This window comes from Diaphorobacter sp. MNS-0 (assembly GCF_019602835.1).
Classification (GTDB): domain Bacteria; phylum Pseudomonadota; class Gammaproteobacteria; order Burkholderiales; family Burkholderiaceae_C; genus Diaphorobacter; species Diaphorobacter nitroreducens.
This window is the reverse complement of record NZ_CP080761.1, coordinates 1,632,684-1,658,233: the sequence shown is the minus strand read 5'-3', so window position 1 is coordinate 1,658,233 and position 25,550 is coordinate 1,632,684. Positions and strand designations below refer to the sequence as shown.

Here is a 25,550-nt window from a genome sequence, read left to right as displayed (position 1 = left end):
GTAATGATGCCGAAAATTGTGGTGACGCAGCCCATTCATGAAGAGGTACTGGCGCGTCTTATGCAGGTTGGTGAAGTGGTGATGAATCCCGGTCCTGAGCCGTGGAGCGAGGCCGAGCTCCACCGTCATCTGAAGGATGCCGACGCAATGATGGCTTTCATGCCTGACCGGGTAGATCAGCGAACCCTGTTGCACGCTCCCAGGCTCAAGACCATCGCTTGCGCCCTGAAGGGGTATGACAACTTTGACCTCAAGGCATGTGCGCAAGCCGGTGTCAGCGTGAGCTTCGTTCCTGACCTGCTCACAGAACCCACGGCAGAACTCGCCATTGGGCTGGCCATCGCCGCCGCGCGCCATGTGCTGGCAGGTGACGTCAGTGTTCGCAAGAGCTACGCAGGATGGCGTCCCCAGCTGTACGGAATGGGGTTGCACGGCTCGATAGTGGCGGTCGTCGGACTTGGCGCCGTTGGGCGGGCCATTGTGGACCGTCTCTGTGGCTTCGGGTGCGCTCAACTGCTGGGCGTGGACCCGCATGGTGATGACGAACGCCTGACCATGGTGAGCCTGGGTGAGGCCCTGTCGCAATCCGACTATGTCATTCTGGCCGTTCCGCTGCTGGACGTAACGCGTCACCTCGTCAATGACACCATGCTTGAAGGTGTTCGGCGGGGGCAGATCCTGGTCAACATTGGGCGAGGCTCGGTTGTGGACGAGGCTGCCGTGGCACGGGCGCTCAAGGACGAGCGCCTGGGTGCATACGCCGCCGATGTCTATGAGATGGAGGACTGGCTGCTTGCAGATCGCCCTCGCCAGATTCATCCGGAACTCTTGCAACACCCCTCCACCGTCTTCACTCCCCACATCGGATCGGCTGTGAAGAAGGTCCGTCTCGCTATCGAGTTGCGCGCTGCTGAAAATTTGCTCGTTGCGTTAAATGGTAATGAGCCGCTTGCACACTACGAGGCATCGCACTGAGCGGCTCATGTGGCAGCTTCGCACTGCTCGGTGCAGCCATGAGGTCACCACACCAGAGAATGCTTTTGGACGTTCTATGGTTCTGGCCGATCTAATTCTTTGAGAAGACCTTGGCTACGTGTTTCGGACCCGCGGGCCAACTGCGGATGCTCTTCGCAATGGTTCCGATAAGCCGTGCCGCCAAGTATCCGGGGTGGGATTCCCCCGGTTTCTCGGACGGTTTTCTGGGATCGTTGCCTACATCAACACCGACCGCAGCGGGTCGGGAGAACCAATTCATCCTTGGTGTGATCAGTTGCTCCTGCTACCTTGCCCGGCTCGCATCAATAGAGTGACCGGTCTGAGCAACAAAGCGGTCGCTTGAGACCCTGCTCGGCCAATGACCAGTTGCGCAACACGCGAACTTTCAGGCGTTAGGTTCGAGTGTCGGAGATCAGCCTGAAGCAGCCAGCCCAGCAGGCGTTGCGACCGGCCCCTTCTGGCCGCAAGCTGCCCCACAGCCTTTGAAGCGCGGTCTTTGCTCAGCGCCTTCTGAGCATTTCACTGAAAAATCAGCTTTCCCTTCAAGCCGATTCGGGGAATTAAATCCTGCCGGCCTATCAGTTAAATAGGCCGCTAAGGCGCTTTAGATAAGCGCTAGCAGCTACCAAATTCATAGCATTCAGCACCGTTCGGTATCACGGGCACGCGTGCTGCCCCCCATCCGAACCCAGCCCCTCACCCCACCAGCCACCACCGTGGCAACAACGCGCGCACCTCTGCACGCTGAAAGCGGTCGTCCATCAGCACCACCACGCCCCGGTCGTGTTCGGTGCGGATCACGCGGCCGGCGGCCTGCACCACCTTGCGCAGGCCGGGGTAGAGGTAGGTGCAGGCATAGCCCTGGCCAGGGCCCATCGCCTCGTCCAGCGCACATTGCATGGCGTCGTTCACCGCGTTCACCTGCGGCAGGCCCAGCGTGGCGATGAAGGCGCCGATGAGGCGGGTGCCCGGCAGGTCCACGCCTTCGGCAAAGGCGCCGCCCAGCACGGCCAGGCCCACGCCCTGGCCACCTTCGGTGAAGCGGGCGAGGAAGGCGGCGCGGCTGGCGTCGTCCATCTCGCGCGTTTGCTGCCATTGGGGCACCTGCGGGTGGCGCTGGGCCAGGGTGGCGGCCACGCGCTGCAGGTAGTCGAAGCTGCTGGCAAAGCACAGGTAGTTGCCGGGCTGGCGCGCGTACTGCGCGGCCACCAGATCGGCGATGGGGGCGAGCGAGGCCTCGCGGTCGCGCCAGCGGGTGGAGATGTACGGGGCCACGCGCACCTGCAGCTGGTGGGCGGCAAAGGGGGCGGCCACGTCCAGCCAGGCGGTGTCGGGCGGCAGGCCCAGCAGGTCGCGATAGAACTGCGGCGGGCTGAGCGTGCCCGAGAACAGCACCGTGGCCTGCGCCGCGGCGTGGCGCGCGGCCAGGTGCGGCGCGGGCATGACGTTGCGGATGCACAGCGTGGTGGCGGGTGTGCGGGCCCGGCCGCTGCGGCTGCGCGGTGGCGTGGCGGTGCGCTGCAGGTCGAACAGCGCATGCGGGCCGAACTGCTCGGCCAGGGCCTGGAAGTGCAGCAGCGACCAGTAGAACACCAGCACCGCGTCGCCCGGCGGCAGGGGCTGGTCGGCCTGGGCCTCGGCCATGGCGCCTACGGCGCGCTGCACGGCGCCCAGCAGCGCGGGCGGCACGGTGGTGTGGGCCTGGTAGCTGGGCGTGGCGGCGATGGGGAGCGCGGGTGCGGTGGCGCCGGTGTGCAGTGCGCCGGGTGCGCCCGGCGCGTCAGCGTCTTCTGCGGCCTGGCTCACGGTCTTGCTCAACGCATTCCACTGGCGGTGCAGCGCGTCGAGCGCCTTCTTCACGGGGCCGGTGGCGGCCTGGCGTGCGGCGGCCAGCTCGAAGGGCGAGAGCGGCGCGGTGTACATGCTGCGCGCGCGCTCCAGCAGGTTGTGGGCTTCATCCACCAGCACGGCCACGCGCCAGCCCTGCTGCTGCGTGAGGGCGTACAGCATGGCGGCGCTGTCGTAGTAGTAGTGGTAGTCGGCTACCACCACGTCGGCCCAGCGCACCAGCTCTTGCGACAGGTAGTAGGGGCAGATGCCGTGCTGCAGCGCCACGCTGCGCACGGCGGGCGCATCCCAAGGCGCGGGCTGTTGCACGGCGGCGGCGCGGGCGGCGGGCAGCCGGTCAAAGAAGCCGCGCGCCAGCGGGCAGGCATCGCCATGGCAGGCGCTGCCGGGGTGTTCGCAGGTCTTGTCGCGCGCGTGCAGGTCCAGCACGCGCAGCGGCGTGCCGGGCGCGTGCGGGGCCAGCGCGCCCTGCAACTGGGCCAGCGCGTGCAGCGCCAGGCCGTGGCCCGTGCCCTTGGCGGTGAGGAAAAACAGCTTGTCCAGGCCGCTGAGTGAGCGTGGCGCGCTCTCTTTTTTGATGACTTCCGTATCCCCGTTGGGCACCGCATCGGCGGCGGCGCCGGATGCGGCAGCGGCCGGGGCTGGCCCGCCCTGCCCTGGCGTGGTCATTGCCGGGGGCACCGTGGCTGGGGGCACCGTGGTCGGGGGCGCCATAGCCGGGGGCGCCATAGCCGGGGGCGCCATAGCCTTGAGCAGCGGGAACAGCGTGCCCAGGGTCTTGCCGATGCCGGTGGGCGCCTGGGCCAGCAGGCAACGCCCGGCGGGGGCGCTGGCACCCTCTGCGTTGGGGTGCGCGGTGCGGTACACGGCCACGGCCAGGTCGCGCTGCCCGGCGCGGAACGCGGGCAGCGGAAAACGCAGCAGCGCCAGGGCCGCGTTGCGCTGCTGGCGGTGCGCGGCTTCGCTGTGCGCCCAAGCCAGGTAACGCTGGCACTGCGTGGCAAAGAACGCCTGCAGCGCGGCGGCGGTGTTCTCTTGCACCAGCACGGTCTCGGCATGGGTGGTGGCGTGCACGTAGACCAGCGCGAGCTTGAGCCCCGCCAGCCCGCGCGCCTGGCACAGCAGGTGGCCGTACACCTGGGCCTGGGCCCAGTGCAGCGCGCGGTGGTGGGGGCGCACGCTGTCCAGCGTGCCGCGGTAGGTCTTGATTTCTTCAAGCTGCCCCAACGCTGCGTTCCACCCATCGGCACGGCCGCGCACCGTCAGGTGGTCGTACGTGCCGCTCAGGGGCACCTCGGCCTCGTAGCCGGCGCCCCGGCGCTGCTGCACGGCGCGGTGGCCTTCCATGCCCTCAAGGGCGCTGGGAGCGGGGGTGAAGCGCAGGTCCAGGTCGCCCGTGCGGGCCGTGAACTCGCACAGCGCGCGCACGGCCACCACGTGGGGGCGCGGGGCGGCCGTCATGCCGCGCCGCACCACTGCACGTGGCACACCTGCACCGGAATGCCCTGCGCCACGCAGTAATCCAGCCAGCGGATCTGGTTGTCCTGCAGCTTGTCGCCGGGGGCCTTCACCTCCACCAGCGCATAGCGCTCGGCCCCGGGCGGGCGGCCGGGCCAGAAGCGCACCAGGTCGGGCAGGCCGGTGCGGTTGGCCTGCACGTCGCGCAGCAGCCGGGCGAACAGCCGCTCCAGGTGCGCCGGCGGAATGCATTCCAGCGCCAGCGCCAGCAGTTCGGCGCTCAACGCGCCCCAGGCCACGAAGGGCGACTGGGTGCCGTGCTTCTCTTCAAAGCGCTGCAGGATGGTGGCGCGGTAGCGGCCGTCGTGCAGCTCGGCCAGGCAGGCGTCGAACAGGGCCTGGCGGCGCGCCACGAAGTCGGGCGCGCCCAGGTCGGCCGGGCCACTCTGGAACGGGTGGAAGAACGCGCCCGGCAGCGGCGCAAAGATGGCCGGCCAGCACAGCAGGCCGAACAGCGCGTTGACGAGCGTGTTCTCCACATAAAACACCGGTGCCTCGGCGCAGTGCCAGTGCGCGCGCAGCGCGTGCTCCACCGACTGGGGCGGCGTGGGCGCGGGCAGTTCCACGTCCATGCGCAGCGCAGCCACGGCCGGGGCCAGCGCGGGCCGGCGCGGCCCGCCGCCCTGCCCCAGGCTGCGGCGCAGGCGCGGCAGCATGCGCGCCACGCGCTGGTGTTCTTCTTCACTTTCAGGAGCAGCCAGCGCTTGATGGGCAAGGGCTAGAGCCTGATCGGAGCATTGCATGCGCTCCAGCACGCGGATATGGCGGTGGCGCGCACCGGGGGCGCGGCTGGCGGCGTAGGCCTGGGCGGCCAGCGGCCAGTCGCGCGCGCGCTCGCAGGCCTGGCCCACGCGCAGCAGGACCCGCGCGCGGCGCTGCTCCAGCCACGGCGTGGCGCTGTGCGCGGCGGCCAGGGCCTGCAGCAGCGCAGCGGCGTCGAAGCCCTCCGCGTCCAGCGCCTGGCGGCAGGCGCTGAGGGCGAGGTAGGTGTCCACATCGGCCTGATGCTGGAAGGCGCGCGAGGCAGCGTCCAGCGGCACGGCCTCGTAGCGGAACACGCCCAGGTCGGCCAGCACGAACTCCGCCCAGCTCTGGTGCAGGTTGCCGAAGAACATGAGCCGCAGGCGCTCGCAGCGCGCGCCCACCGTCACCTGCCACACGGGCTCGTCGGCGTGCGGGTGCCACGCGGCGTAGGGCTGCCGCAGGTCAGCGCGGTCGACCAGGGCCTGCAGCATCTCGGCCTTGCGCATGGTGGGGTGCAGCGCAGTGCCCTGCAAAATCTGTAGCAGCTCGCGCTTAGTGTGCAAAGCGAACAGCTCCGATAGACCCAGGGGCGCATCGGCGCACAGCCAGCCCCGCGACAGCAACGGCGCGGCAGCGTCGCGCGTGTCGGGAATCTCGTCATAGGCCAGCTTGCTCGCGCGAAACCACGGCCTGCGCCGCATCACCATGCGCACCAGCAGGGCCTGTGCGGCCTGGGGCAGTTGCCGAAAGTCGGTGAGGAACTGCAGGTCGTCCACACCGAGCAGGTCGCCATAGCGCGTGTGCAGCCAGTCCAGCGCACGCTGGAAGTTGTGCAGGTAGTAAAAGCGGTGCGGTGCGGGCGCAGGGCCGGGCTGCGGCATACAAAAGACTGTGCGTTTATAAGGGGTATCTATTTAGCTCCAGTGACGTGAGAATAGCTGGATGGAAACCCAGATGCTAACGCCAACTCCTGGAGGGGACTACCCCCGCACCTGGAACGAATTTCTTGACTGGTTTGCCACCGAAGAGGCTTGCCAGGCGTTCCTGGAGAAGCTTCGGTGGCCCCAAGGCTTCGTCTGCCCGCGTTGCGGCAACGCTGGCGATGTGTACCGCGCCAGCCGCACCCGCCTGATGTGCCGCTCATGCCAGTACCAAGGCACAGTGACATCTGGAACCATCTTTGACAAGACGCGCACACCGCTGCGTGTCTGGCTGGCTGCAGCTTGGTACCTGACCAATCAGAAACAAGGCGTGAGCGCCCTGGGGCTGCAGCGCGTATTGGGTTTGGGGAGCTACCAGACCGCCTGGACCATGCTGCACCGGTTTCGACGTGCCATGGTCCGCCCGGGCCGGGACAAGCTCAAGGGGCTTGTGGAGGTGGATGAAACGTACCTGTCCATCACGGATCGCAAGAATCCCGCCACCCCTGCAGGGCGCAAGAGCAGCACCACCAAAGTGTTGATGGTCATGGCGGTGGAGATCGTGGAGCCCAAGGGGTTTGGGCGCATCCGGTTACGCCGCATTGACCGAGACGCCGCCACCCACGTAATCCCCTTTGTGCAGGAGGTGGTCGAGCCTGGAGCCCAGGTACGCACGGATGGTTCGGCGGCATACCGCGCTCTGGGAGAACTGGGTTACACCCACCAGCGCACCGTCATGCTCGGCTCAGGCGTACCTGCCCATGTCTCCATGGCGGGAGTGCACCGGGTCGCCTCACTGGTACAGCGCTGGGTGCTGGGAACACATCATGGCTCTGTACAGCCAGACCACCTGGACGCCTATCTCGATGAATTCGTGTTCCGTTTCAACCGGCGCACATCCAGCTCACGCGGGATGCTGTTTTACCGCTTGCTGCAGCAAGCGGTGGTTACGCCGCCAGTGACGTATGGGGATGTCGTGAGCAAGAACACCGGGGAGAGCCAATCGGATACCATTGCTGGATGAAATCACAGTATCAATGGGGCTGCTGGAGCTAAATAGATACCCCTTGCGTTTATACAGTCAATGATACCGGCGCAGCGGGTGCGCCGTTAATGTGGGGATAACGCGCCGTTCCTAGAATGCGGGCTTTTGCCAAGCGGGCCGCATGCACATCCTGATCGTCGAAGACAACGCACTGGTGGCCAGCGGCATCCAGGCCGGGCTGGAGTTGCACGGCTTCACCAGCGACACCGCGGGCAGCGTGGCGCAGGCGCAGGCCCACATGACCAGCCGCCAGTTCGATGCCTGCGTGCTGGACTTAGGCCTGCCCGATGGCGACGGCATCAGCCTGCTGCGCCAGTGGCGCGGCAAGGGGTTGGCGCTGCCGGTGCTGATCCTTACCGCGCGCAGCACCATCGAGGACAAGGTGGCCGGCTTTCAGACCGGCACCGACGACTACCTGACCAAACCCTTCGACCTGCAGGAGCTGGTGCTGCGCCTGCGCGCCCTGCTGCGCCGCGCGGGCGGGCGCACCAGCGACCTGCTGGCGCTGGGCGACTGCCAGGTCAACATGGCCACCGGCGAAGTCACGCGCAACGGCGTGGCGATAGACATCTCGCGCCGCGAATGGGCGCTGCTGCAGGCCCTGCTGCAGGCGCACGGGCGCGTGCTGAGCGCGGCGCAGCTGCATGACAGCCTGTACGGCCTGGACCAGGACGTGGGCAGCAACACCGTGAACGTGCATGTGCACCATCTGCGCAAGAAGCTGGGCGCCGATGTGATCGACACCGTGCGCGGCCTGGGCTTTCGGCTGGGCACGCGGTACTGCGGCGGTGCGGCATGACGGCACGACCTATGCAAAGCCTGCGGGTTCGGCTGGTGCTGGGCCTGAGCCTGACCATTTGCCTGGTCTGGAGCGGCGTGGCGATCTGGCAGTTCACCAACATGCAGCGCGAGCTGCGCACGCTGCTGGACGACCGTCTCATCGCATCGGCCCGGATGGTGGTGGGCATCGTGCAGCAGTTCCAGCAGGCCGAGCTGGCGGTAGCGCCGCGCGCCAGCAACGATGCGCTCCTGTCGGTCATTGGCCGCGATGGTGTGGCCTGCGAGGTGAGCCTGGTGCGCAGCGAAGTGGACATCCTGCCCATCGCGCGCACCAACAACATCCCGGACATGGCCTCTGCCGGCAACGCGGGCTTTGGCCAGATCACCAAGGGCGGCAAGCAGTGGCGCACCTATGTGCTGGAGGACAAGGGGGTGCGCGTGGCCACCGCCGACCGGCTGGATGTGCGTGACCAATTGGTGCAGACCTTCGTGCGCACGCTGGTGCTGCCCTTCGTGCTGGCGCTTGCCGTCATCCTGCTGCTGACCTGGTGGATGGGCACGCGCAGCCTGCGCCCGCTGCAGCGCCTGCGCGAGGAGCTGGTGCAGCGCCCACCCCACGACCCCACGCCCGTGCAGTCGGGCCGCGACGTCAAGGAACTGGCCCCGCTGGTGGACAGCCTGAACCAGTTGCTGGCGCGCATGGATGCCAGCATGGAACACGAGCGCCGCTGGACCGCCGACGCGGCGCATGAGCTGCGCACGCCGCTCACCGCCATCAAGACCCATGTGCAGGTGGCGCAGCTGACACTTGCCGCGGGCAACAACAACGCCAGCCCCGACAAGGCCGCCAACGCACTGCGCCAAGCGGGCGAAGGCATCGACCACATGCACGCCACGCTGGAGCAACTGCTGCAGCTTGCACGCGTGGAAAGCGCCAGCGCGGGAGAGGCGCGCGCCACCGTGGGCACCGGCATCGCGCAGGCCTTCCGCCTGGCCTGCAGCCAGTCCCTGCAGCGTGCCGAGAACGAGGGCATTCAGTTGCCCTCCCCACCGCTGGACGCGGCAGAAATACCCGCCGACCCGGCAGCCTGGCAGGCAATACAGCTACCGCTGCCCCCCGCGCTGCTGGCCTGCGCCATCACCAACCTGATCGACAACGCGCTGCGCCATCACCAGGGCCCCGCCCCTGTGAGTGCCACGCTGCGCTGGCAAGCCGATGATGCCGGCCCGGGCACGGTGGAAGTCTGTGTGCGCGACGAAGGCCCCGGCCTGACCCCTGCGGAGTGCGAGCAAGCGCTGCGGCGTTTCTGGCGCAAGTCCAGCACCTCGCCCGGCAGCGGCCTGGGCCTGACGATCGTGCGCCGCATCGCCGAAAGCGCCCATGGCACGCTGACGCTGGAGCCGGCCGAGCCCGGCCTGCGGGCGCGGCTGTGCCTTCCGGCGCTGGCAGTGACCTCTTCGGCGGCAAGGGACTGACGCCGCCGTGGACCGCGTACTGCACCTGGGCCCACTGGTCCTGCCGTGGATGTTGCTGGTGCTCCTGGGCGCCTGGCAGTTGGGCACGATGGTGCATGAGCGACTGGCCGCACGGCGTGGCCTGACGGGCGGCCCGCATGGCTGGCGGCTGCCCCTGGTCGCACTGATCGCGGCGCGGCTGGGCTTTGTGCTGCGCTATGCGGATCTGTATGCCAGCGCGCCGGTGGCTGTGCTCGACATCCGCGACGGCGGGTGGTCGCCCTGGGCGGGCCTGGGCGCCGCGCTGCTCTATGTCGCGCTGCTGTGGCTGCGCCGCAGCCCATGGCGGCAGAGCGCCACGGCAGGGCTGGCCACATTCGCCGGCGTATGGCTGCTGGGTTGGGGCGTGCTGCAGGCTACGGCACCGCGCGAGCAGGCCGCCCTGCCCTCATGGCAAGGCGTGGCGCTGGATGCGCGCACGGTCGCCCTGCCAGAACTGAAGGGGCAGCCCGTGGTGGTGAACCTGTGGGCCAGTTGGTGCCCACCCTGCCGGCGCGAGATGCCCGTCATGCTGCAGGCGCGCGAGGCCCAGTCGCCCCAGTCACAGGTGCGTTTTCTGTGGGTGAACCAGGGGGAGCCTCCCGAGACAGTCGCCCGGTTTGCTGCGCAGCAGCGCCTGCCGGCCGCCGATGTGCTGCTGGACTCAGCGGGCCAGCTGGGTAGCGCGCTGGGCCACAAAGCCCTGCCCACCACCCTGTTCTATGACCGCCAGGGCCGTCTGGCCGCGGTGCGCGTGGGCGAGCTGTCGGCTGCCACGCTGGCCCAACACCTCGCGCTCATCAGCGGCCACTCCGCCCCTTAGCAACGCGGCCGCTGGCGCAAAGAGGTGCGCCGCCGGCATCACGACATGCCCTGCGGCGCGCCAGCCCCTTTCAGGAACGCATTGATGGGCAGCTGGATATAGGTACGCCCGTCGTCCTGCGCGGGCGGCAGCTTGCCGGCGCGCACATTGACCTGCACCGAAGGCAGGATGAGCGTGGGCATCGCCAGTGTGGCGTCCCGCGCGGTGCGCATCTGCACGAACGCGGCCTCGGTCACGCCCTCGTGCACATGGATGTTGCCGCTGCGTTGCTCTGCCACGGTGCTGACCCAGGCAGGTGCGCGGTTCTCGGGCGGATAGTCGTGGCACATGTGCAGTCGGGTGTGCGCGGGCAGCGCCAGCAGGCGCTGGATGGAGCGGTACAGCGTGGCGGCATCGCCACCCGGAAAGTCCGCGCGGGCCGTACCCACGTCGGGCATGAACAGCGTGTCGCCCACAAACACGTCGTCACCCACGCGGTAGGCCATGTCGGCAGGCGTGTGGCCCGGCACATGCAGCGCCGTCAGCTCCAGCCCGCCGACATGGAAGGTCTCGCCGTCCTCGAACAGGTGGTCGAACTGGCTGCCGTCGGGCAGGAAGCTGCGCTCGAAATGGAACACGCTGCGAAAGAGCTGCTGCACCGCGCGGATGTGCGCGCCGATGGCGACCTTGCCGCCGAGGTGGTGGCGTATGTGCTGCGCGCCCGAGAGATGGTCGGCGTGTGCGTGGGTTTCCAGGATCCACTGCACCTGCCAGCCCTGGCGGCGCACGTATTCAATGATGCGGTCCGATGACGCGCTGGTCAGCGTGCCGGACTTCGGCTCGAAATCCAGCACGGGGTCGATCACTGCCGCTTGGCCGGCGTCGGTGTCTGCGAGCACATAGCTCACGGTGCCCGTCACGGGGTCGAAGAAGGGCTCGATATGCATGGAGGCGTGGGGCATGAAGGTCCTTTCGCAATGAAGACGGAAGTGCCGAAGCAGCACCACCAACCAACAACAATTTATTTTTTGATATATTATATGAAAACATATTGTTTTGCACCTCCATCATGATTGACGACGCCACGACCCTGGACCTGCCCGCCATGCGCGCCCATGCGGGCGAAGCCGTGACCATGCTCAAGCTGCTGGGCAACGAAGACCGGCTCATGCTGCTGTGCCAGCTGACCGAAGGCGAGCGCACCGTGGGCGAGCTGGAGCAGCTCACCGGCATCGGCCAGCCCACGCTGTCGCAGCAGTTGGGCGTATTGCGCCGCGACGGGCTGGTGCAAACCCGCCGTGAAGGCAAATTCATCTGGTACCAACTGGCGGACGACCGCGCACTGCAGCTGATGCAGGCCATCCATCGCCTTTTCTGCAAGCAAGGAACTTGATCCCATGACCATCCTCTGGAATTCGTTCACCCCCTGGTCATCGCTGGCCGGCGGCATGCTGATCGGCCTGGCCGCGGCGCTGCTGATCGTGCTGCTGGGGCGCATCGCCGGCATCAGCGGCATCGTGGGCGCGCTGCTGCAGCGCAGCAGCTGGGCCAGCGTTGCCAACTGGGGCTGGCGTGCGGCCTTCGTGATCGGCATGGTGGTGGCGCCATTGGTCTGGCAGCTCATCGCCCCCCTGCCACCCATGGAGATGCCCAGCAACCCGCTGGTCATCGTGCTGGCCGGCCTGCTGGTCGGCTTTGGCACCCGGCTGGGGTCGGGCTGTACCAGTGGGCACGGCGTGTGCGGACTCTCGCGCCTGTCGCTGCGCTCCCTGGCCGCCACCCTGACCTTCATCGGTGCCGGCGCCGCCACGGTGTTCGTGGTGCGTCACGTGCTGGCCTGACCCCATCTCAAGGAGAAACACCATGGCTTCTGCCATCGCATCACTGCTCGCCGGCCTGATCTTCGGACTGGGCCTGATCCTGTCGGGCATGGGCAATCCCGCAAAAGTACAGAACTTCCTGGACTTCTTCGGCGCATGGGACCCTTCGCTCGCCTTCGTCATGGGGGGCGCCATTGTTGTGGGCCTGGTGGCGTTCACCTGGGCCCGCAAGCGCAAGACCTCGCTGCTGGGAGACCCCATGCAGCTGCCCTCCTCCACCGCGGTGGACAAACGCCTGCTGACCGGCGCGGCGCTGTTCGGCATTGGCTGGGGATTGGCGGGGTTCTGCCCCGGCCCGGCCGTGATGAACCTGGGGACGCTGCGCGGCGAGGTCTGGCTGTTCGTGGCCGCCATGCTGGCGGGGATGCAGCTGCAACACTTCTGGGATCGCCGCACGCGCTCCTGAAAAAATAGCTGGCAGCGCTTGTCATTGGCTGAATTCATCGCAGTAACGCATTGAAAACCAATACCAGCAAGCGCTATAAGCTCCTTAATTCATAGCGATGCACATGGACTCCCTGTTGTTTCTCCTCACCGCCGCGCTGCCGTTGCTGTACCTTGTGCGGCACTGGGCGTGGGCACCTTCCGCCACACGCGCCCATACCCGGTTGCGGCAGGAATGGTTTACCGCCATTGCGCAGCACAAGGGCACCGAAGTGCTGGGGGTCCAGACGCTACGCAACTCGCTCATGTCCTGCACCATGACGGCGACCACCGCCACCCTGGCCTTTATGGGCGGGCTTACGCTCACCCAGGGCCACTGGCCGTCGCAGTGGTGGCACCACGGTTTTCCACCGTTGGGCACCGACCAGGGGTTGGCCTTCTGGAACGCGTTCGCCGTGCTGGTGCTGTTGGCACTGGCATTCCTGACCTCGATGCTGGCGGCGCGCAACTACCACCACGCTGGCTTCGTGGCGGGCATGCCGGTGGAGTCCGCTGCGCGCCGGTCATGGCAGACCCTGGGCGAGCGCAGTCTGATGCGCGCGGGCCTGTACTACAGCCAGTCGCTGCGCCTCATGATCTGGGCGGTGCCGCTGGCGCTGTTCTACATCCACAGCCTGCTGGGCGCTGCCGTTGCGGTGGCGCTGTTCCTGTCGATGTGGGGCTGGCTGGACGTGGACCGCTGATGCCCTATTTGCCGCCGCCCAGGCGGTCCATCAAGCCGCCGCGAGAGCTGTCGGGGTTTGCCACCTGGCCGCTGGCGGACTCCACGGCAGTGACAAAGTAGCTCATCGCCTCGACGGCCTTGCTGCGCTCTTCACCGCTGTTGAGCGTCTCATCCACGCTGCGCCCATCGGCGGTGTGAACCCGCACCCAGCTACGCGGCGTATAGGCGATCTGGTCCACCAGCCGCAAGGGCACATCGAACGCCGTGGCGGGGTAGCCCAGCGCAGCGGCCTCGGCGCGCGAACGCGACCGCACGCGCACCGCCTGCCCGCCCCCCAAATGGAAGTCCGCGCCCGTGACCTCCGCCGCCTGATGGGGCAGGCCCACGGTGAGCACCGCCTGCGCCGGCTTCGCCGCGCTCCACGCCGCCGCCAGCACGGGGCACTGGGGCCGGGAGCACGCGGCACTCGCGGGCGCCACCGTCACGGTCTTTTTCCCTTCGGATTCGCCTTGCTGAATCTGCGGCACCAGCGTTTGCTGGCTGGCACAGCCCGCCAACACCAACGCTCCGAACGCACCCGCCCGCCAGAATTTCATGGATTCACTCCCACATAGAAAACCGCATGGTGCCATGCCCGCGGGCGAGATGCGGCAACCCTCGGAATCCTTCATGGGCCCGCTCCCGGAATAAGGCATCCGCGCCGACCGGCTCCGGCGTCGCCATTGCACGCTCTGCGCCAACGCGACGGCACGCGATGCGGCGCGCGGCTTTCACCGAGGCGCGCAGGAGGCGATCCGCCACCGCACTGCCGGGCATTACCGCCCCAGCAGGTCCGCCGACGGATTGCATGGCAGCCACCATGGCCGGGCTTACCACCAGTGCCCACCTTGCTAGGTCAGGGCCTGGATCGTTTGCTGGATAGCGCATCACCTGGCACGCAACGCACTGAGGCCCGCCACCCCGCTCCGCGCATGGCCGCAAGCCGGCCGGCCAAGGAGTTGCGGGTCACGATGTGGGGGACGTCGCCTCCCTCATGGCTTTGGCGAGCCCATGGTTGCCGCGGGACTCCAGTCCTTGAATCGCGCCCTCGCGGTCTTGCTCGCCGTGGTGCTGGTTCAGCTTGCGCTTTCCTTCCAGTCGCCCGAGACGGATCTCAATGCCCACGATATGCCGCAGTTGCTCATCCAGGTAGTCTGGCGGCGCATCGCCCATCTTCCACGGCTGTGCCTGCCCCGCCTCATGCTGGCGCGTTAGCAAGGCGACCACCCTGCGAACGAATTTCACATCGTCGCGGACATGAATCGTTCCGTGGGCATGGACAACCTCGTAGTTCCAGGTAGGCACGCGCCGATGCGTCTCCTGTTTACCGGGATACCAGTTGGGAGAGATATAACCTTCGACGCCGCGGAAGACGACAAGCACTTGATCGCCGTCGCGTACCTCGCGCCAGATGGGATTGCCACGCGCCACATGCGCCAGCAGCATGTCGCCATCCAGAAAAAAAGGAAGGTGGTTGGCCTCCAAACCGGCGGGAGTGTGTGTCACCAGCATGCCCAGCGCGTTCTCGCGGACGATGCGGTGAAGCTCCCCGATCCGGGACTCGGCGAATTGTGCAGGTAGGTACATAAAGTGCGTGGTGAAAAAAGTTGCCGGAAGCCTTTCAGCCAAGCGCCCGTTTGGCGCCTATCCAAACCCGCTGCGCAAAGGATGGACAGGCCCCTAAGGCTAGCAGCCTCATCGTCAGCACTAACGTGATGGGCGCTTCAAATGTGCGAGCGCCTGTCCAAATCCAGCGACTATGGGGCTAGGGAAGGTCTGCAAAACCTCCCGAGCTGATCCTCCCCAGCGCCAAGCATCCAAGACAATGGCGCCATGGATCAATACACCCTGGGCCTGGGCCCACTGCCCAAGAAGACCCGCAAAGAGGTCTTTCTCGATGAGATGAACCAGGTGGTGCCCTGGGCAACGCTAGTGGCTGTCATTGCCCCATTCGCCCGGGGCTCGCACCAGGCCCTGGGTGGGCGCCCACCGTTTCCCATCGAGACCATGCTGCGCATCCACTGCCTGCAGCTGTGGTGGAACCTGAGCGACCCGTCCATGGAAGAAGAACTGCACGAGCGGCCCCTGTACCGCCGCTTTGCAGGCCTTGATGGTGCAGCGCGCATGCCCGATGAGACCACCATCCTGCGGTTCCGCCATTTGCTGCAGAAGCACCAACTGGCCCCGCAGGTGCTGGCTGCCATCAACACCGGACTGGCCCAGCAGGGCCTGATGCTCAAGACCGGCACCATCGTGGACGCCACCATCATTGCGGCCCCCAGCTCAACCAAGAACAAAGAAGGTGAGCGAGATCCAGAGATGCACCAGACCAAGAAGGGCAACCAGTGGCACTTTGGCATGAAGGCGCACATTGGCGTGGATGCCGACTCAGGACTGGTGCACACCGTCATCGGCACAGCTGCCAACGTCAACGATGTGACGCAGGCAGCAGGACTGTTGCATGGCAAAGACAAGCATGCCTGGGGTGACGCGGGCTACCAGGGCGTGGACAAGCGCCAGGAGATGCAAGGGAGCAAAGCCAAGGCCAAGATCAAGTGGCACGTAGCCATGCGCCCGGGCAAGCGCAAGACGCTCGATGCCAATCGGGAGCTGCACAAACTGCTGGAGAAGGTCGAGCGACTGAAGGCCAGCGTGCGGGCCAAGGTGGAGCACCCCTTCAGGGTGATCAAGCAGCAGTTTGGGTATGCCAAGGTACGCTACCGTGGGTTAGAGAAGAACACGGCGCGGCTGACGATGCTGTTTGCGCTGGGCAACCTGTGGATGGCCAGGAAGCGGATCATGGCGCTGCAGGGATAGGTGCGTCTGTGGGGCGCCAAAGTGGCGCCACAAGGGCTGAACCAGGCCTGCAAACGGTGTCAATACACCCAGCGCAGCCGGTCGTTCCTGTATGTCTCCATCGGCGCGACGATTGCTGGAATGCTGGGCCTGCGCAGCGTGCGCTTCTACGAGAACGGGGTCATCAGCTTGAACCTGCCGGTGTGCGCCCAAGTGGTCGGCGGCCGCGCCACGCGCACGACGCATCCCCGGGTGATGAAAGGTTTTCAGGACATCATTTCGCTGGTCGCGGGAGAGCCCTTCACGATAGAGAACCCGTACATCTGGAAAACCAAGGCAGACGTCGTCAAGGTCATCACGGAAGCAGGCTGCCACGATTTGATCGCGCACTCGATGACCTGCACGCACACGTGGGAGATGACGAACCAGCATACCCACTGCGGGGGCTGTTCCCAGTGCATCGACCGGCGCTTCGCGGTACTTGCGGCAAAAGCCGATCAGTACGATCCTGTCGACCACTACAAGTTCGACGTGTTCACCCAGAGCCGCGATGCCCAAGACGAGAAGAAGAACGTGGACAAGATCATGGCAGCGGCCTACCTGGAACGCGCCAATCAGGTGAAGGGGCTATCAAACGTCGCGCAGTTCGTCAGCAGCTACCCTGACGTAGGCCGGGTGTTCAAGTTCTTGAACTGCAACAGCGCCGGGCAGGCTGCGCAGCGAGTGTTCGATCTCTACAAGCAGCACGCCAAAGAGGTGATGGGAGCCTTGGATGAGCTGCTCGGTCGTCATCGCACAGCGATTCGGGAGCGGACGCTCCCAGGTGATTGCCTGCTTCAAACTGCGTACCAAGCAAATTCCGTGATCTCGATGCCTGCCGTGGTCTCGGCAGAAAAGCAGCCGGAGAACTTCTTCCGCAAGCGCGGAGCAGTCTGGGAGACGCGATTCCAAGGTCGCAACACTATCTGCCTGATCAATGTCGACAAGGGAGCGGAGTACATCAACCTCTTGCTGGCGTTTCCAGATCGTGAGTCATCGGTCTATGAGATCGCCGTCGGAAGCGCAGCCAACGCCATTGACCTCCCAGCCAACACTGGGGTTGCGCCGGAAGACATTGAGGAAGGCTTCCTAGTCACCCAAGGCATCCCGCAGGGCGATGCTGGAGACGTCGCAGACCGGCAAGCACTCCGTGAATGGCAGCAGCGCGCCCGCGAGCTGCTGAGCGAGATTGAGGAAGCGCGCGAAGCCGGTGACCACGCCCGCATTGAGGAAATCGAGGAAGAAATGGCCTTCCTGACCAAGGCGATGGAAGGCGGTAAAGGCCTCGGCGGGCGGCAACGTAAGGCTGGGGACAAGCGCAAGAACGTCAGGGACGCCTTTCGCAACGCCGTCGACCGGGCGATCAAGCAGATCGAGAAGTATGACAAGCCGCTGGCCGAGCACCTCAAAGACACGATCAAGATCAGTCACGAGGTCGCCTACCGGCCTGGGGTGCCGATCACTTGGGACGTCCGGCCCATCGTGAATGGGTAGCTCGTTCGGGGGCGGGTCGCCAGCGTGAAGGCGCTTTCCCTGACGAACAAGGAGCCGGAAACCCGCATCAATGCTGAGGTGGGCGCGAAGGCGTCCGTCGCAGAAACAGAGAATGGGCGGGAACAGAGAGCGGAAAACCGCCCGAAACCGGGCCGTCCTGGGTGATAGCGTCCGTCGCAGCGTGGCCCGAACCCGCGCCAGCACTGGGGATTCCGGGCGAAAAAAACCAACCGAGAACGGTTGGTTTCTTGAAAAGTGGTGGAGCTGGCGGGAATTGAACCCGCGTCCGCAAGCCTTCTTCGGGCAGATCTACATGTTTAGTGCTCTGTTTTCATTCTTGCATCTCACGTCGCGCAGGCACACGCTACGCAAGATGCCAGCACCCTTGAATCTCGTGCCATGCCAAGGTGCCCGGCATGCCACCAGCTGATGTAAATTCCCTTGCAGCCGGGAGGCCTTGCGGCCCCCTTGCCCAGCCCATCAGCGTGCTGTTGCAAGGCTCACCGGTATTTAAGCGGCGAGTGCGAAACGTTCGTCGTTTGCAGTTAGTTTAGTGAATGGAGATTTACGAGCGTCACTCAAGCTCGACATGCACCGCTCCGATTCCGAACCCACGTCGAAACCGGGACAGCCCCTTGGATGACTATTTTAGTCCAGGCCCATCAATTTCAAGAGGTCAAGGGGGGAATAAATCTCTGCATCCGCGCCCCAACTCTTCGGGGAGGCGCCCGAGCCAAGATAGCCGTACATGGCCACCACGGTTTTCATGCCTGCGGCTTGCCCTGCTTGAATATCTCTTTCGTCGTCACCGACGTAAATGCACTCGTGCGGCTCCAGCCCCAGGCGCCGTGCAGCCTCCCACAAAGGCTCTGGGTGAGGCTTGGAATACGCAGTGGTGTCTCCGCTGACGATGGCCCCCGCATTGGCGAAAAGCGCCACGCGCTGGGCGATGAGCGAGGTAAAACGCTCCACTTTATTGGTCACCACACCCCATTTCAACGGACGATGCTCAAGAGTAGCCACCAATTCCTGGATGCCAGGAAACAATGCCGTTTGGTCGTGGATGCATTGCTCGTAGTTAGTGAAAAACTCTTCCCTCAAGCCGGGAAAGTCCGGATGGTCCGGCGTGATACCGAATGCCACCGACAACATACCCCTCGCGCCCGCGCCGGCCAGGGGGCGATAGGCCTCCAGCGGCAGCGAAGGGAGCCCGCGGACGGACCGCAACTGGTCCGCAGCAAAGCCCAGGTCAGGCGCACTGTCGATCAAGGTGCCATCCAGGTCGAACAACACCCCGCGCACCGCCGTGAAAGACACCTCGCTCATGCAGTGGGTCGCCTGGTAGCGAACAGGTAATTCACATCGGTATCCCCGCTCAGCCAATAGCGGCCGGTTACGGGGTTGTACTGCATGCCGCGCGTATGCAACACATCAAGGCCCGCCTGGCGGCATGCGGATGCCAGCTCACTAGGGCGGATGAATTTGGCGTACTCATGCGTTCCCTGGGGCAGCATCTTGAGCAGGTATTCCGCCCCCACGATCGCCAACGCAAAGGACTTCGCATTCCGGTTGATCGTAGAGAAGAACACCCATCCGCCTGGCTTGACTAGGCGCGCGCATGCGGCCACAACCGACTGGGGATCGGGCACATGCTCCAGCATCTCCATGCAGGTGACCGTGTCGAACGACCCAGGACACTCGTTTGCCAACTCTTCGACGCTGATCTCCCGGTACTGTACGCGCGGCGTTTCCGCCTCCAGGGCATGAAGCCGCGCCACGCGCAATGCCTTGGACGCCAGGTCGATCCCCGTGACCTCTGCCCCCTTGCGGGCCATGGAGTCCGACAGAATTCCCCCGCCGCAGCCCACGTCGAGAACCTTGCGCCCTTCCAGAGGCGAGAGTTGATTGATCCAATCCAGCCGCAACGGATTGATTTGGTGCAGCGGACGGAATTCGCTGTCGGGGTCCCACCAGCGATGGGCCAGTTCCGAAAACTTGGCCAACTCAGCGGGATCGGCGTTTACAGAAACAGTCATGTTTTCATTGTCCCATCTGCAACGAGCAAGGCATAAAAAAAGCCCCGTTGCCGGGGCTTTTTTGTGACCGATGGATCGATCAGTTGGCGCGGGTACCAACCACTTCGATTTCCACACGGCGGTTCTTGGCGCGACCTTCCTTGGTCTTGTTGTCCGCCACGGGCTGCTTTTCGCCCTTCCCTTCGGTGTAGACGCGGTTCTTTTCGATGCCCTTGGACACCAAGTAAGCCTTCACGGCTTCAGCGCGACGCACGGACAGCTTCTGGTTGTATGCGTCGGTACCGATGGAGTCGGTGTGACCCACGGCAATGATCACTTCCAGGTTGATGCCCTTGACCTTGGAAACCAGGTCGTCCAACTTGGCCTTGCCTTCGGGCTTGAGGACGGACTTGTCGAAGTCGAAGAAAGCGTCGGCTGCATAGGTCACCTTGCTAGCGATAGCAGGTGCGGGGGCAGGAGCGGCAGGAGCTGCGGCTGCAGGAGCGGGTGCAGCTGCGGGAGCAGGAGCAGCAGCCTTCACCAGAGCGCCGTCGCAACCTTCAGCAGCGGTTGCGGGGGTCCAGTTGGCGTCGCGCCAGCACAGTTCATTCGTGCCGTTCTTCCAGACCAGCTCGCCCGAGCCGTTTTGCCAGTTATCGATGACCTTACCGCCGTCTGCCGCCTTCACTTGAGCAACAGCCGAGGTAGCAAGCACAGCAGAGGCCAACAACATCGCCACTTTGTTCAGTTTCTTCATGGTTCTCCTCTTGGGGAAAAAGCCGCAGCCGCGCTGCGAATCAGGGACGTCGTCAGTGACCATCACCAAAAACGTTGAAATGATTGTGCCATACGTAACAAGGCCGGGGCTGCTTTGACGAGGTGCAAACCGTAGGACAAAAGCGCAATCCCAGGGATGTGTTGCTCAGCTACTACAGGGCGTTGCACCTAAAATGGCCGCTTCCTGCCGCCACCCCTCCGTCGACATGACCCAGTTTGCCAAAGAAACCCTGCCCATCAGTCTCGAAGAGGAGATGCGACGCAGTTACCTGGATTACGCGATGAGCGTGATCGTCGGGCGCGCCCTGCCCGACGCGCGGGATGGCCTGAAGCCTGTGCACCGGCGCGTGCTGTTTGCCATGCACGAACTCAACAACGATTGGAACCGGCCTTATAAGAAGTCCGCCCGTATCGTTGGTGACGTGATCGGTAAGTACCACCCCCACGGCGACAGCGCGGTATACGACACGATCGTGCGCATGGCGCAAGACTTCTCTCTGCGCCACATGCTGGTGGACGGCCAGGGCAACTTCGGCTCAGTGGACGGCGACAGCGCCGCAGCAATGCGCTATACCGAAATCCGCCTGTCAAAAATAGCGCACGAGATGCTGGCGGACATCGACAAGGAAACGGTCGATTTCGGCCCGAACTACGACGGCAGCGAGAAGGAACCGCTGGTGCTGCCGAGCAAGCTGCCCAACCTGCTGGTCAACGGATCGGCCGGCATCGCGGTGGGTATGGCAACCAACATCCCGCCGCACAACCTCAATGAGGTGGTGGATGCCTGCTTGCACCTGCTGCGCCAGCCTGACGCGACGGTGGACGAACTCATGGAGATCATCCCCGCGCCCGACTTCCCCACGGCCGGCATCATCTACGGCATCAACGGGGTCAAGGAAGGCTACCGCACGGGCCGCGGCAAGGTGGTGATGCGCGCCAAGTGCCACTTCGAGGACATCGACAAGGGCCAGCGCCAGGCCATCATCGTTGACGAGCTGCCCTACCAGGTCAACAAGAAGACGCTACAGGAGCGCATGGCCGAGCTGGTGCACGAGAAGAAGCTCGAAGGCATCAGCCACATCCAGGACGAGTCGGACAAGTCCGGCATGCGCCTGGTGATCGAACTCAAGCGCGGCGAAGTACCCGAGGTGGTGCTCAACAACCTGTACAAGCAGACCCAGCTGCAAGACACCTTTGGCATGAACATGGTGGCGCTGGTGGACGGCCAGCCCAAGCTGTGCAACCTGAAGGACCTGATCGAGGTCTTCCTGCAGCACCGCCGTGAAGTGGTCACGCGCCGCACGGTGTTCGAGCTGCGCAAGGCCCGCGAGCGCGGCCACGTGCTGGAAGGCCTGGCCGTGGCGCTGGCCAACATCGACGAGTTCATCCGCATCATCCGTGAGTCGCCCACGCCGCCCGTGGCCAAGGCCGAACTGATGGCGCGTTCCTGGGACAGCCAGTTGGTGCGCGAGATGCTCACGCGCACGCGCGCCGATGGCGGCGTGGTCAACGCGGACGACTACCGCCCCGAAGGGCTGGAACGTGAGTTCGGCATGCAGGAAGGCGGCCTGTACCGCCTGTCGGACACGCAGGCCCAGGAAATCCTGCAGATGCGCCTGCAGCGCCTGACGGGCCTGGAGCAGGACAAGATCGTGGCCGAGTACAAGGACGTCATGTCGGTCATCGAGGACCTGCTGGACATCCTGGCCAAGCCCGCGCGCGTGTCCACGATCATCGGCGAAGAGCTTTCCACGCTGCGCCAGGAGTTCGGCCAGTCCAAGGTGGGTGCGCGCCGCAGCACCATCGAGCACAGCGCCCAGGACCTGTCCACCGAGGACCTGATCACGCCCACCGACATGGTGGTCACGCTGTCGCACACCGGCTATATCAAGAGCCAGCCACTGTCCGAGTACCGCGCGCAAAAGCGCGGCGGGCGCGGCAAGCAGGCGGCGGCGACCAAGGAAGACGACTGGATCGACCAGCTCTTCATTGCCAATACGCACGACTACATCTTGTGCTTTTCCAACCGCGGCCGGCTGTATTGGCTCAAGGTGTGGGAAGTGCCCTCCGGCTCGCGCAACTCGCGCGGGCGCCCCATCGTCAACATGTTCCCGCTGGCCGAGGGCGAAAAAATCAACGTCGTTCTGCCCCTGACGGGCGGCATGCGTACCTTCCCCGCCGACCACTATGTGTTCATGGCGACCAGCATGGGCACGGTGAAGAAGACCGCACTGGACGAGTTCAGCAACCCCCGCAAGGGCGGCATCATCGCGGTGAACCTGGATGATGGCGACTACCTCATCGGCGCGGCGCTGACCGACGGCCAGCACGACGTGATGCTGTTCTCCGACGGCGGCAAGGCCGTGCGCTTCGACGAGAACGACGTGCGGCCGCTGGGCCGCCAGGCGCGCGGCGTGCGCGGCATGATGCTGGAGGACGGCCAGAGCGTGATCGCCATGCTGGTGGCTGAGGATGAGAACCAGAGCGTGCTCACCGCCACCGAGAACGGCTACGGCAAGCGCACGAGCATCGTCGAGTACACCCGCCATGGGCGCGGCACCAAGGGCATGATCGCCATCCAGCAAAGCGAGCGCAACGGCAAGGTCGTGGCCGCCACGCTGGTGCATGCCGACGACGAGATCATGCTGATCACCGATACCGGCGTGCTGGTGCGCACCCGCGTGTCCGAAATCCGCGAACTGGGCCGCGCCACGCAGGGCGTGACGCTGATCTCGCTGGACGAAGGCGCCAAGCTCAGCGGACTGCAGCGCATCGTGGAGAACGACGCGAACGCCGCTGATCTCGATGCAGCCGACGCCCCGCCGCCTGCTGACGCCTGAAACCGCTTCCAAAACGATAGCTACCAGCGCTTGACTGACAAGCGCTGGCAGCACATTTGACCCATGACCATGAATCGCCCTTACAACTTCTCGGCCGGTCCGGCCGCCATCCCTGAGGAAGTGCTGCAGCAGGCCGCCGCCGAGATGCTGGACTGGCACGGCAGCGGCATGGGCGTGATGGAGATGAGTCACCGCGGCAAGGAGTTCATCGCGATCTACGAGCAGGCCGAAGCCGACCTGCGCGATCTGCTGGCGGTGCCGCCGGAGTTCAAGATCCTGTTCATGCAGGGCGGTGGCCTGGCGGAGAACGCCATCGTGCCGCTGAACCTCTCGCGCGCAGCCACCGTGGACTTCGTGGTCACCGGCAGCTGGAGCCAGAAGTCGCGCAAGGAGGCAGCCAAATACGCCGCCGAGGTGCGCACCGCGGCCTCCGGCGAAGAGAGCCAGTTCACCACCCTGCCCGACCCGGCCGGCTGGCAGCTGAGCCGCGGCGCCAGCTACGTGCACATCTGCAGCAACGAGACCATCCACGGCGTGGAATTCCAGGAGCTGCCCGACCTGCGCGCCCTGGGCAGCGATGCGCCACTGGTGATCGATTTCTCCTCTCACGTGGCGTCGCGCCCCGTCGACTGGAGCCGCGTGGGCCTGGCCTTCGGCGGCGCGCAGAAGAATCTGGGCCCGGCAGGCCTGACGCTGGTGGTGGTGCGCGAGGACCTGCTGGGCCACGCCCTGCCCGCCTGCCCCAGCGCCTTCGATTACAAGATCGTGGCCGAGAACCACTCCATGTTCAACACGCCCCCCACCTGGGGCATCTACATGGCGGGCCTCACCTTCCAGTGGCTCAAGCGCCAGCGCGAGGGCGCGGCCAGCGGCGTGGCCGCGATGGAGCAGCGCAACATCGCCAAGGCGCGGCTGCTGTACGACTTCATCGACCAGTCGCAGTTCTACGTGAACAAGGTGGCGGCCAACTGCCGCTCGCGCATGAACATCCCCTTCTTCCTGCGCGATGAGTCGCGCAACGACGCCTTCCTGGCCGGCGCCAAGGAGCGCGGCCTGCTGCAGCTCAAGGGCCACAAGTCCGTGGGCGGCATGCGCGCCAGCATCTACAACGCCATGCCTCTGGCGGGCGTGCAGGCGCTGGTGGACTATCTGCAGGACTTCGAACGCACCGCTGCCTGAAGCCACGGCACGGCCCTTTCATAAAAATGTGAGCTGTTCGCGCTTGATTTATCTGGGTTTGAGATAGTTTCTCCACTCAAACATAGAACAGACAAGCGCGGGCAGCTATCAAATCCATGGCAGACAACGCTTCAAGCCCCACACCCCAGGCCAGCCCCGCGCTGGCCGATCTGCGCGTGCAGATCGATTCGCTGGACCACCAGCTGCTGCAGCTTCTCAACCAGCGCGCCCGCGTGGCCGAGCAGGTGGGCGAGCTGAAGAAGCGCGAGGGCACGCCCTACTTCCGCCCCGACCGCGTCGCCCAGGTGATCGAGAAGATCACCAACGCCAACCCCGGACCGCTCAAGGGCGCACACGTGTCCGCCATCTGGCGCGAGATCATGTCGGCCTGCCTGGCGCTGGAATCGCCCCAGCGCGTGGCCGTGCTGGGCCCCGAGGGCACGTTCTGCGAGCAGGCAGCCATCGAGTACTTCGGCGGCGCGGCCGACCTGATGTACTGCAACAGCTTCGACGAGGTGTTTCACGCCACGGCCGCGGGCAGCGCGCAGTACGGCGTGGTGGGCGTGGAGAACTCCAACGAGGGCGTGGTCACGCGCTCGCTGGACATGTTCCTGCACACCCCCTGCCATGTGGTCGGCGAGGTCAGCCTGCTGGTGCGCCACAACCTGCTGCGCTCCACCAACAGCGCCGAGCACATCGAGGCCGTGTTGGCCCATCCCCAGGCGCTGGCACAGTGCCAGGGCTGGCTGTCCAAGCACCTGCCCCACGCCGAGCGCCGGCCCGTGTCCAGCAATGCCGAAGGCGCACGCCTGGCCGCCACCAACCCGGCGTGGGCCGGCATCTCCAGCGAGCGCGCCGCGCAGCAGTTCGGCCTGCATGTGGTGGCCCACGCCATCCAGGACGACGCCTACAACCGCACGCGCTTTGCCGTGATCTGCCTGCCGCACACGCTGGCCACGCCCGCGCCCACGGGGCGGGACTGCACCAGCCTCATCATCTCGGTGCCCAACCGTCCCGGCGCGGTGCACGACCTGCTGGTACCCCTGAAGAAGCACGGCGTGTCCATGACGCGCTTTGAATCCCGCCCCGCGCGCACCGGACAGTGGGAGTACTACTTCTACATTGACATCGAAGGCCACCCCGCCCAGCCCAACGTGGCTGCCGCGCTGGCCGAGCTGCAGCAGCTGTGCGCCTTCTACAAGGTGCTGGGCACCTACCCCGTTCCGGCGTGAGGGG

22 protein-coding genes and 1 other RNA gene are annotated in these 25,550 nt (G+C 65.5%); 14 read left to right on the top strand and 9 right to left on the bottom strand.

The annotated features are described in order from the left end of the window. Positions 1–3 precede the first annotated feature (3 nt). A complete protein-coding gene (locus K2L43_RS08010; protein WP_067511980.1) occupies positions 4–975 on the top strand; it encodes a phosphonate dehydrogenase in 972 nt (323 codons plus the stop codon). A 717-nt stretch (positions 976–1,692) separates the two neighbouring features. On the opposite strand, the gene K2L43_RS08005 is transcribed toward K2L43_RS08010, so the two are convergent. Together K2L43_RS08005 and K2L43_RS08000 are read right to left on the bottom strand one after the other, a co-directional pair. Further along, positions 1,693–4,305 carry an ATP-dependent DNA helicase gene (locus tag K2L43_RS08005; RefSeq protein WP_220638823.1) on the bottom strand — a complete coding sequence of 871 codons (2,613 nt, stop codon included), beginning with the start codon at positions 4,303–4,305 and terminating at the stop codon, positions 1,693–1,695. Next, positions 4,302–5,987, bottom strand: a complete 1,686-nt coding sequence (locus tag K2L43_RS08000) for a VRR-NUC domain-containing protein (RefSeq protein WP_220638822.1) — start codon at positions 5,985–5,987, stop codon at positions 4,302–4,304. The genes K2L43_RS08005 and K2L43_RS08000 overlap by 4 nt, the downstream gene beginning before the upstream one ends. A gap of 61 nt (positions 5,988–6,048) precedes the next feature. Between K2L43_RS08000 and K2L43_RS07995 the strand changes: the two genes are divergently transcribed. The 4 genes from K2L43_RS07995 (at position 6,049) to K2L43_RS07980 (ending at position 10,168) form a co-directional block, all read left to right on the top strand. Beyond that, positions 6,049–7,050, top strand: a complete 1,002-nt coding sequence (locus K2L43_RS07995) for an IS1595-like element ISCsp2 family transposase (protein WP_011805635.1) — start codon at positions 6,049–6,051, stop codon at positions 7,048–7,050. A 142-nt stretch (positions 7,051–7,192) separates the two neighbouring features. Further along, complete coding sequence (locus K2L43_RS07990; RefSeq protein WP_220638821.1) at positions 7,193–7,870, top strand: response regulator; 678 nt, start codon at positions 7,193–7,195, stop codon at positions 7,868–7,870. Beyond that, a complete protein-coding gene (locus K2L43_RS07985) occupies positions 7,867–9,327 on the top strand; it encodes an ATP-binding protein (protein WP_220638820.1) in 1,461 nt (486 codons plus the stop codon). The genes K2L43_RS07990 and K2L43_RS07985 overlap by 4 nt, the downstream gene beginning before the upstream one ends. Positions 9,328–9,334: 7 nt before the next feature. Continuing rightward, positions 9,335–10,168 (top strand): TlpA disulfide reductase family protein, encoded by an 834-nt coding sequence (locus K2L43_RS07980; protein ID WP_011805638.1) that lies wholly within the window; start codon positions 9,335–9,337, stop codon positions 10,166–10,168. A gap of 38 nt (positions 10,169–10,206) precedes the next feature. On the opposite strand, the gene K2L43_RS07975 is transcribed toward K2L43_RS07980, so the two are convergent. Continuing rightward, positions 10,207–11,109: an MBL fold metallo-hydrolase gene (locus tag K2L43_RS07975; RefSeq protein WP_011805639.1), complete on the bottom strand. Its 903-nt coding sequence runs from the start codon at positions 11,107–11,109 to the stop codon at positions 10,207–10,209. Between the two features lie 107 nt (positions 11,110–11,216). Here K2L43_RS07975 and K2L43_RS07970 point away from each other — a divergent pair, with 107 nt between their 5' ends. From K2L43_RS07970 to K2L43_RS07955, 4 genes are all read left to right on the top strand, one after another. Next, positions 11,217–11,540 (top strand): metalloregulator ArsR/SmtB family transcription factor, encoded by a 324-nt coding sequence (locus tag K2L43_RS07970; RefSeq protein ID WP_220638819.1) that lies wholly within the window; start codon positions 11,217–11,219, stop codon positions 11,538–11,540. A gap of 4 nt (positions 11,541–11,544) precedes the next feature. After that, positions 11,545–11,988: a YeeE/YedE family protein gene (locus K2L43_RS07965; RefSeq protein ID WP_123676436.1), complete on the top strand. Its 444-nt coding sequence runs from the start codon at positions 11,545–11,547 to the stop codon at positions 11,986–11,988. Positions 11,989–12,010: 22 nt separating this feature from the next. Beyond that, complete coding sequence (locus tag K2L43_RS07960; RefSeq protein WP_220638818.1) at positions 12,011–12,433, top strand: YeeE/YedE family protein; 423 nt, start codon at positions 12,011–12,013, stop codon at positions 12,431–12,433. Between the two features lie 103 nt (positions 12,434–12,536). Further along, the gene (locus K2L43_RS07955; protein ID WP_255580556.1) at positions 12,537–13,154 is read left to right on the top strand and encodes a DUF599 family protein; all 618 of its coding nucleotides are present in this window, start codon (positions 12,537–12,539) and stop codon (positions 13,152–13,154) included. A 4-nt stretch (positions 13,155–13,158) separates the two neighbouring features. Here K2L43_RS07955 and K2L43_RS07950 read toward each other — a convergent pair whose 3' ends face one another. Continuing rightward, complete coding sequence (locus K2L43_RS07950; RefSeq protein WP_015913012.1) at positions 13,159–13,731, bottom strand: hypothetical protein; 573 nt, start codon at positions 13,729–13,731, stop codon at positions 13,159–13,161. A gap of 409 nt (positions 13,732–14,140) precedes the next feature. After that, on the bottom strand, positions 14,141–14,761 hold the full coding sequence (locus K2L43_RS07945) for an FMN-binding negative transcriptional regulator (RefSeq protein WP_220638816.1): 621 nt from the start codon (positions 14,759–14,761) through the stop codon (positions 14,141–14,143). Positions 14,762–15,007: 246 nt separating this feature from the next. Here K2L43_RS07945 and K2L43_RS07940 point away from each other — a divergent pair, with 246 nt between their 5' ends. Together K2L43_RS07940 and K2L43_RS07935 are read left to right on the top strand one after the other, a co-directional pair. Next, a complete protein-coding gene (locus K2L43_RS07940; protein WP_220638815.1) occupies positions 15,008–15,991 on the top strand; it encodes an IS5 family transposase in 984 nt (327 codons plus the stop codon). Continuing rightward, positions 15,992–17,503, top strand: a complete 1,512-nt coding sequence (locus tag K2L43_RS07935) for a 7-cyano-7-deazaguanine synthase (protein ID WP_255580555.1) — start codon at positions 15,992–15,994, stop codon at positions 17,501–17,503. A gap of 256 nt (positions 17,504–17,759) precedes the next feature. Here K2L43_RS07935 and ssrA read toward each other — a convergent pair. From ssrA to ompA, 4 genes are all read right to left on the bottom strand, one after another. Further along, positions 17,760–18,138: a transfer-messenger RNA gene (gene ssrA, locus K2L43_RS07930) on the bottom strand. Positions 18,139–18,151: 13 nt separating this feature from the next. Then, positions 18,152–18,829 (bottom strand): HAD family hydrolase, encoded by a 678-nt coding sequence (locus tag K2L43_RS07925; protein ID WP_103737555.1) that lies wholly within the window; start codon positions 18,827–18,829, stop codon positions 18,152–18,154. Beyond that, a complete protein-coding gene (gene ubiG, locus K2L43_RS07920; RefSeq protein ID WP_172206662.1) occupies positions 18,826–19,539 on the bottom strand; it encodes a bifunctional 2-polyprenyl-6-hydroxyphenol methylase/3-demethylubiquinol 3-O-methyltransferase UbiG in 714 nt (237 codons plus the stop codon). Before ubiG ends, K2L43_RS07925 begins: the two co-directional genes overlap by 4 nt. Before the next feature lie 79 nt (positions 19,540–19,618). Continuing rightward, on the bottom strand, positions 19,619–20,275 hold the full coding sequence (gene ompA, locus K2L43_RS07915; protein WP_011805663.1) for an outer membrane protein OmpA: 657 nt from the start codon (positions 20,273–20,275) through the stop codon (positions 19,619–19,621). A 226-nt stretch (positions 20,276–20,501) separates the two neighbouring features. Here ompA and gyrA point away from each other — a divergent pair, with 226 nt between their 5' ends. The 3 genes from gyrA to pheA all read left to right on the top strand — a co-directional run bounded on the left by gyrA (position 20,502) and on the right by pheA (position 25,546). Next, complete coding sequence (gyrA, locus tag K2L43_RS07910; RefSeq protein WP_123676470.1) at positions 20,502–23,135, top strand: DNA gyrase subunit A; 2,634 nt, start codon at positions 20,502–20,504, stop codon at positions 23,133–23,135. A 69-nt stretch (positions 23,136–23,204) separates the two neighbouring features. Further along, on the top strand, positions 23,205–24,314 hold the full coding sequence (serC, locus tag K2L43_RS07905) for a 3-phosphoserine/phosphohydroxythreonine transaminase (RefSeq protein ID WP_220638982.1): 1,110 nt from the start codon (positions 23,205–23,207) through the stop codon (positions 24,312–24,314). Positions 24,315–24,430: 116 nt separating this feature from the next. Then, positions 24,431–25,546, top strand: coding sequence for a prephenate dehydratase (gene pheA, locus K2L43_RS07900; RefSeq protein ID WP_011805666.1), 1,116 nt, complete (start codon positions 24,431–24,433; stop codon positions 25,544–25,546). The last annotated feature ends 4 nt before the right edge of the window (positions 25,547–25,550 follow it).

Coding starts and splice junctions, on each gene's coding strand:
- K2L43_RS08010 (WP_067511980.1), top strand. CDS start 4: ATGATGCCGAAAATTGTGGTGACGCAGCCCATTCATGAAGAGGTACTG.
- K2L43_RS08005 (WP_220638823.1), bottom strand. CDS start 4,305: ATGACGGCCGCCCCGCGCCCCCACGTGGTGGCCGTGCGCGCGCTGTGC.
- K2L43_RS08000 (WP_220638822.1), bottom strand. CDS start 5,987: ATGCCGCAGCCCGGCCCTGCGCCCGCACCGCACCGCTTTTACTACCTG.
- K2L43_RS07995 (WP_011805635.1), top strand. CDS start 6,049: ATGGAAACCCAGATGCTAACGCCAACTCCTGGAGGGGACTACCCCCGC.
- K2L43_RS07990 (WP_220638821.1), top strand. CDS start 7,193: ATGCACATCCTGATCGTCGAAGACAACGCACTGGTGGCCAGCGGCATC.
- K2L43_RS07985 (WP_220638820.1), top strand. CDS start 7,867: ATGACGGCACGACCTATGCAAAGCCTGCGGGTTCGGCTGGTGCTGGGC.
- K2L43_RS07975 (WP_011805639.1), bottom strand. CDS start 11,109: ATGCCCCACGCCTCCATGCATATCGAGCCCTTCTTCGACCCCGTGACG.
- K2L43_RS07970 (WP_220638819.1), top strand. CDS start 11,217: ATGATTGACGACGCCACGACCCTGGACCTGCCCGCCATGCGCGCCCAT.
- K2L43_RS07965 (WP_123676436.1), top strand. CDS start 11,545: ATGACCATCCTCTGGAATTCGTTCACCCCCTGGTCATCGCTGGCCGGC.
- K2L43_RS07960 (WP_220638818.1), top strand. CDS start 12,011: ATGGCTTCTGCCATCGCATCACTGCTCGCCGGCCTGATCTTCGGACTG.
- K2L43_RS07955 (WP_255580556.1), top strand. CDS start 12,537: ATGGACTCCCTGTTGTTTCTCCTCACCGCCGCGCTGCCGTTGCTGTAC.
- K2L43_RS07950 (WP_015913012.1), bottom strand. CDS start 13,731: ATGAAATTCTGGCGGGCGGGTGCGTTCGGAGCGTTGGTGTTGGCGGGC.
- K2L43_RS07945 (WP_220638816.1), bottom strand. CDS start 14,761: ATGTACCTACCTGCACAATTCGCCGAGTCCCGGATCGGGGAGCTTCAC.
- K2L43_RS07940 (WP_220638815.1), top strand. CDS start 15,008: ATGGATCAATACACCCTGGGCCTGGGCCCACTGCCCAAGAAGACCCGC.
- K2L43_RS07925 (WP_103737555.1), bottom strand. CDS start 18,829: ATGAGCGAGGTGTCTTTCACGGCGGTGCGCGGGGTGTTGTTCGACCTG.
- ubiG (WP_172206662.1), bottom strand. CDS start 19,539: ATGACTGTTTCTGTAAACGCCGATCCCGCTGAGTTGGCCAAGTTTTCG.
- ompA (WP_011805663.1), bottom strand. CDS start 20,275: ATGAAGAAACTGAACAAAGTGGCGATGTTGTTGGCCTCTGCTGTGCTT.
- gyrA (WP_123676470.1), top strand. CDS start 20,502: ATGACCCAGTTTGCCAAAGAAACCCTGCCCATCAGTCTCGAAGAGGAG.
- serC (WP_220638982.1), top strand. CDS start 23,205: ATGAATCGCCCTTACAACTTCTCGGCCGGTCCGGCCGCCATCCCTGAG.
- pheA (WP_011805666.1), top strand. CDS start 24,431: ATGGCAGACAACGCTTCAAGCCCCACACCCCAGGCCAGCCCCGCGCTG.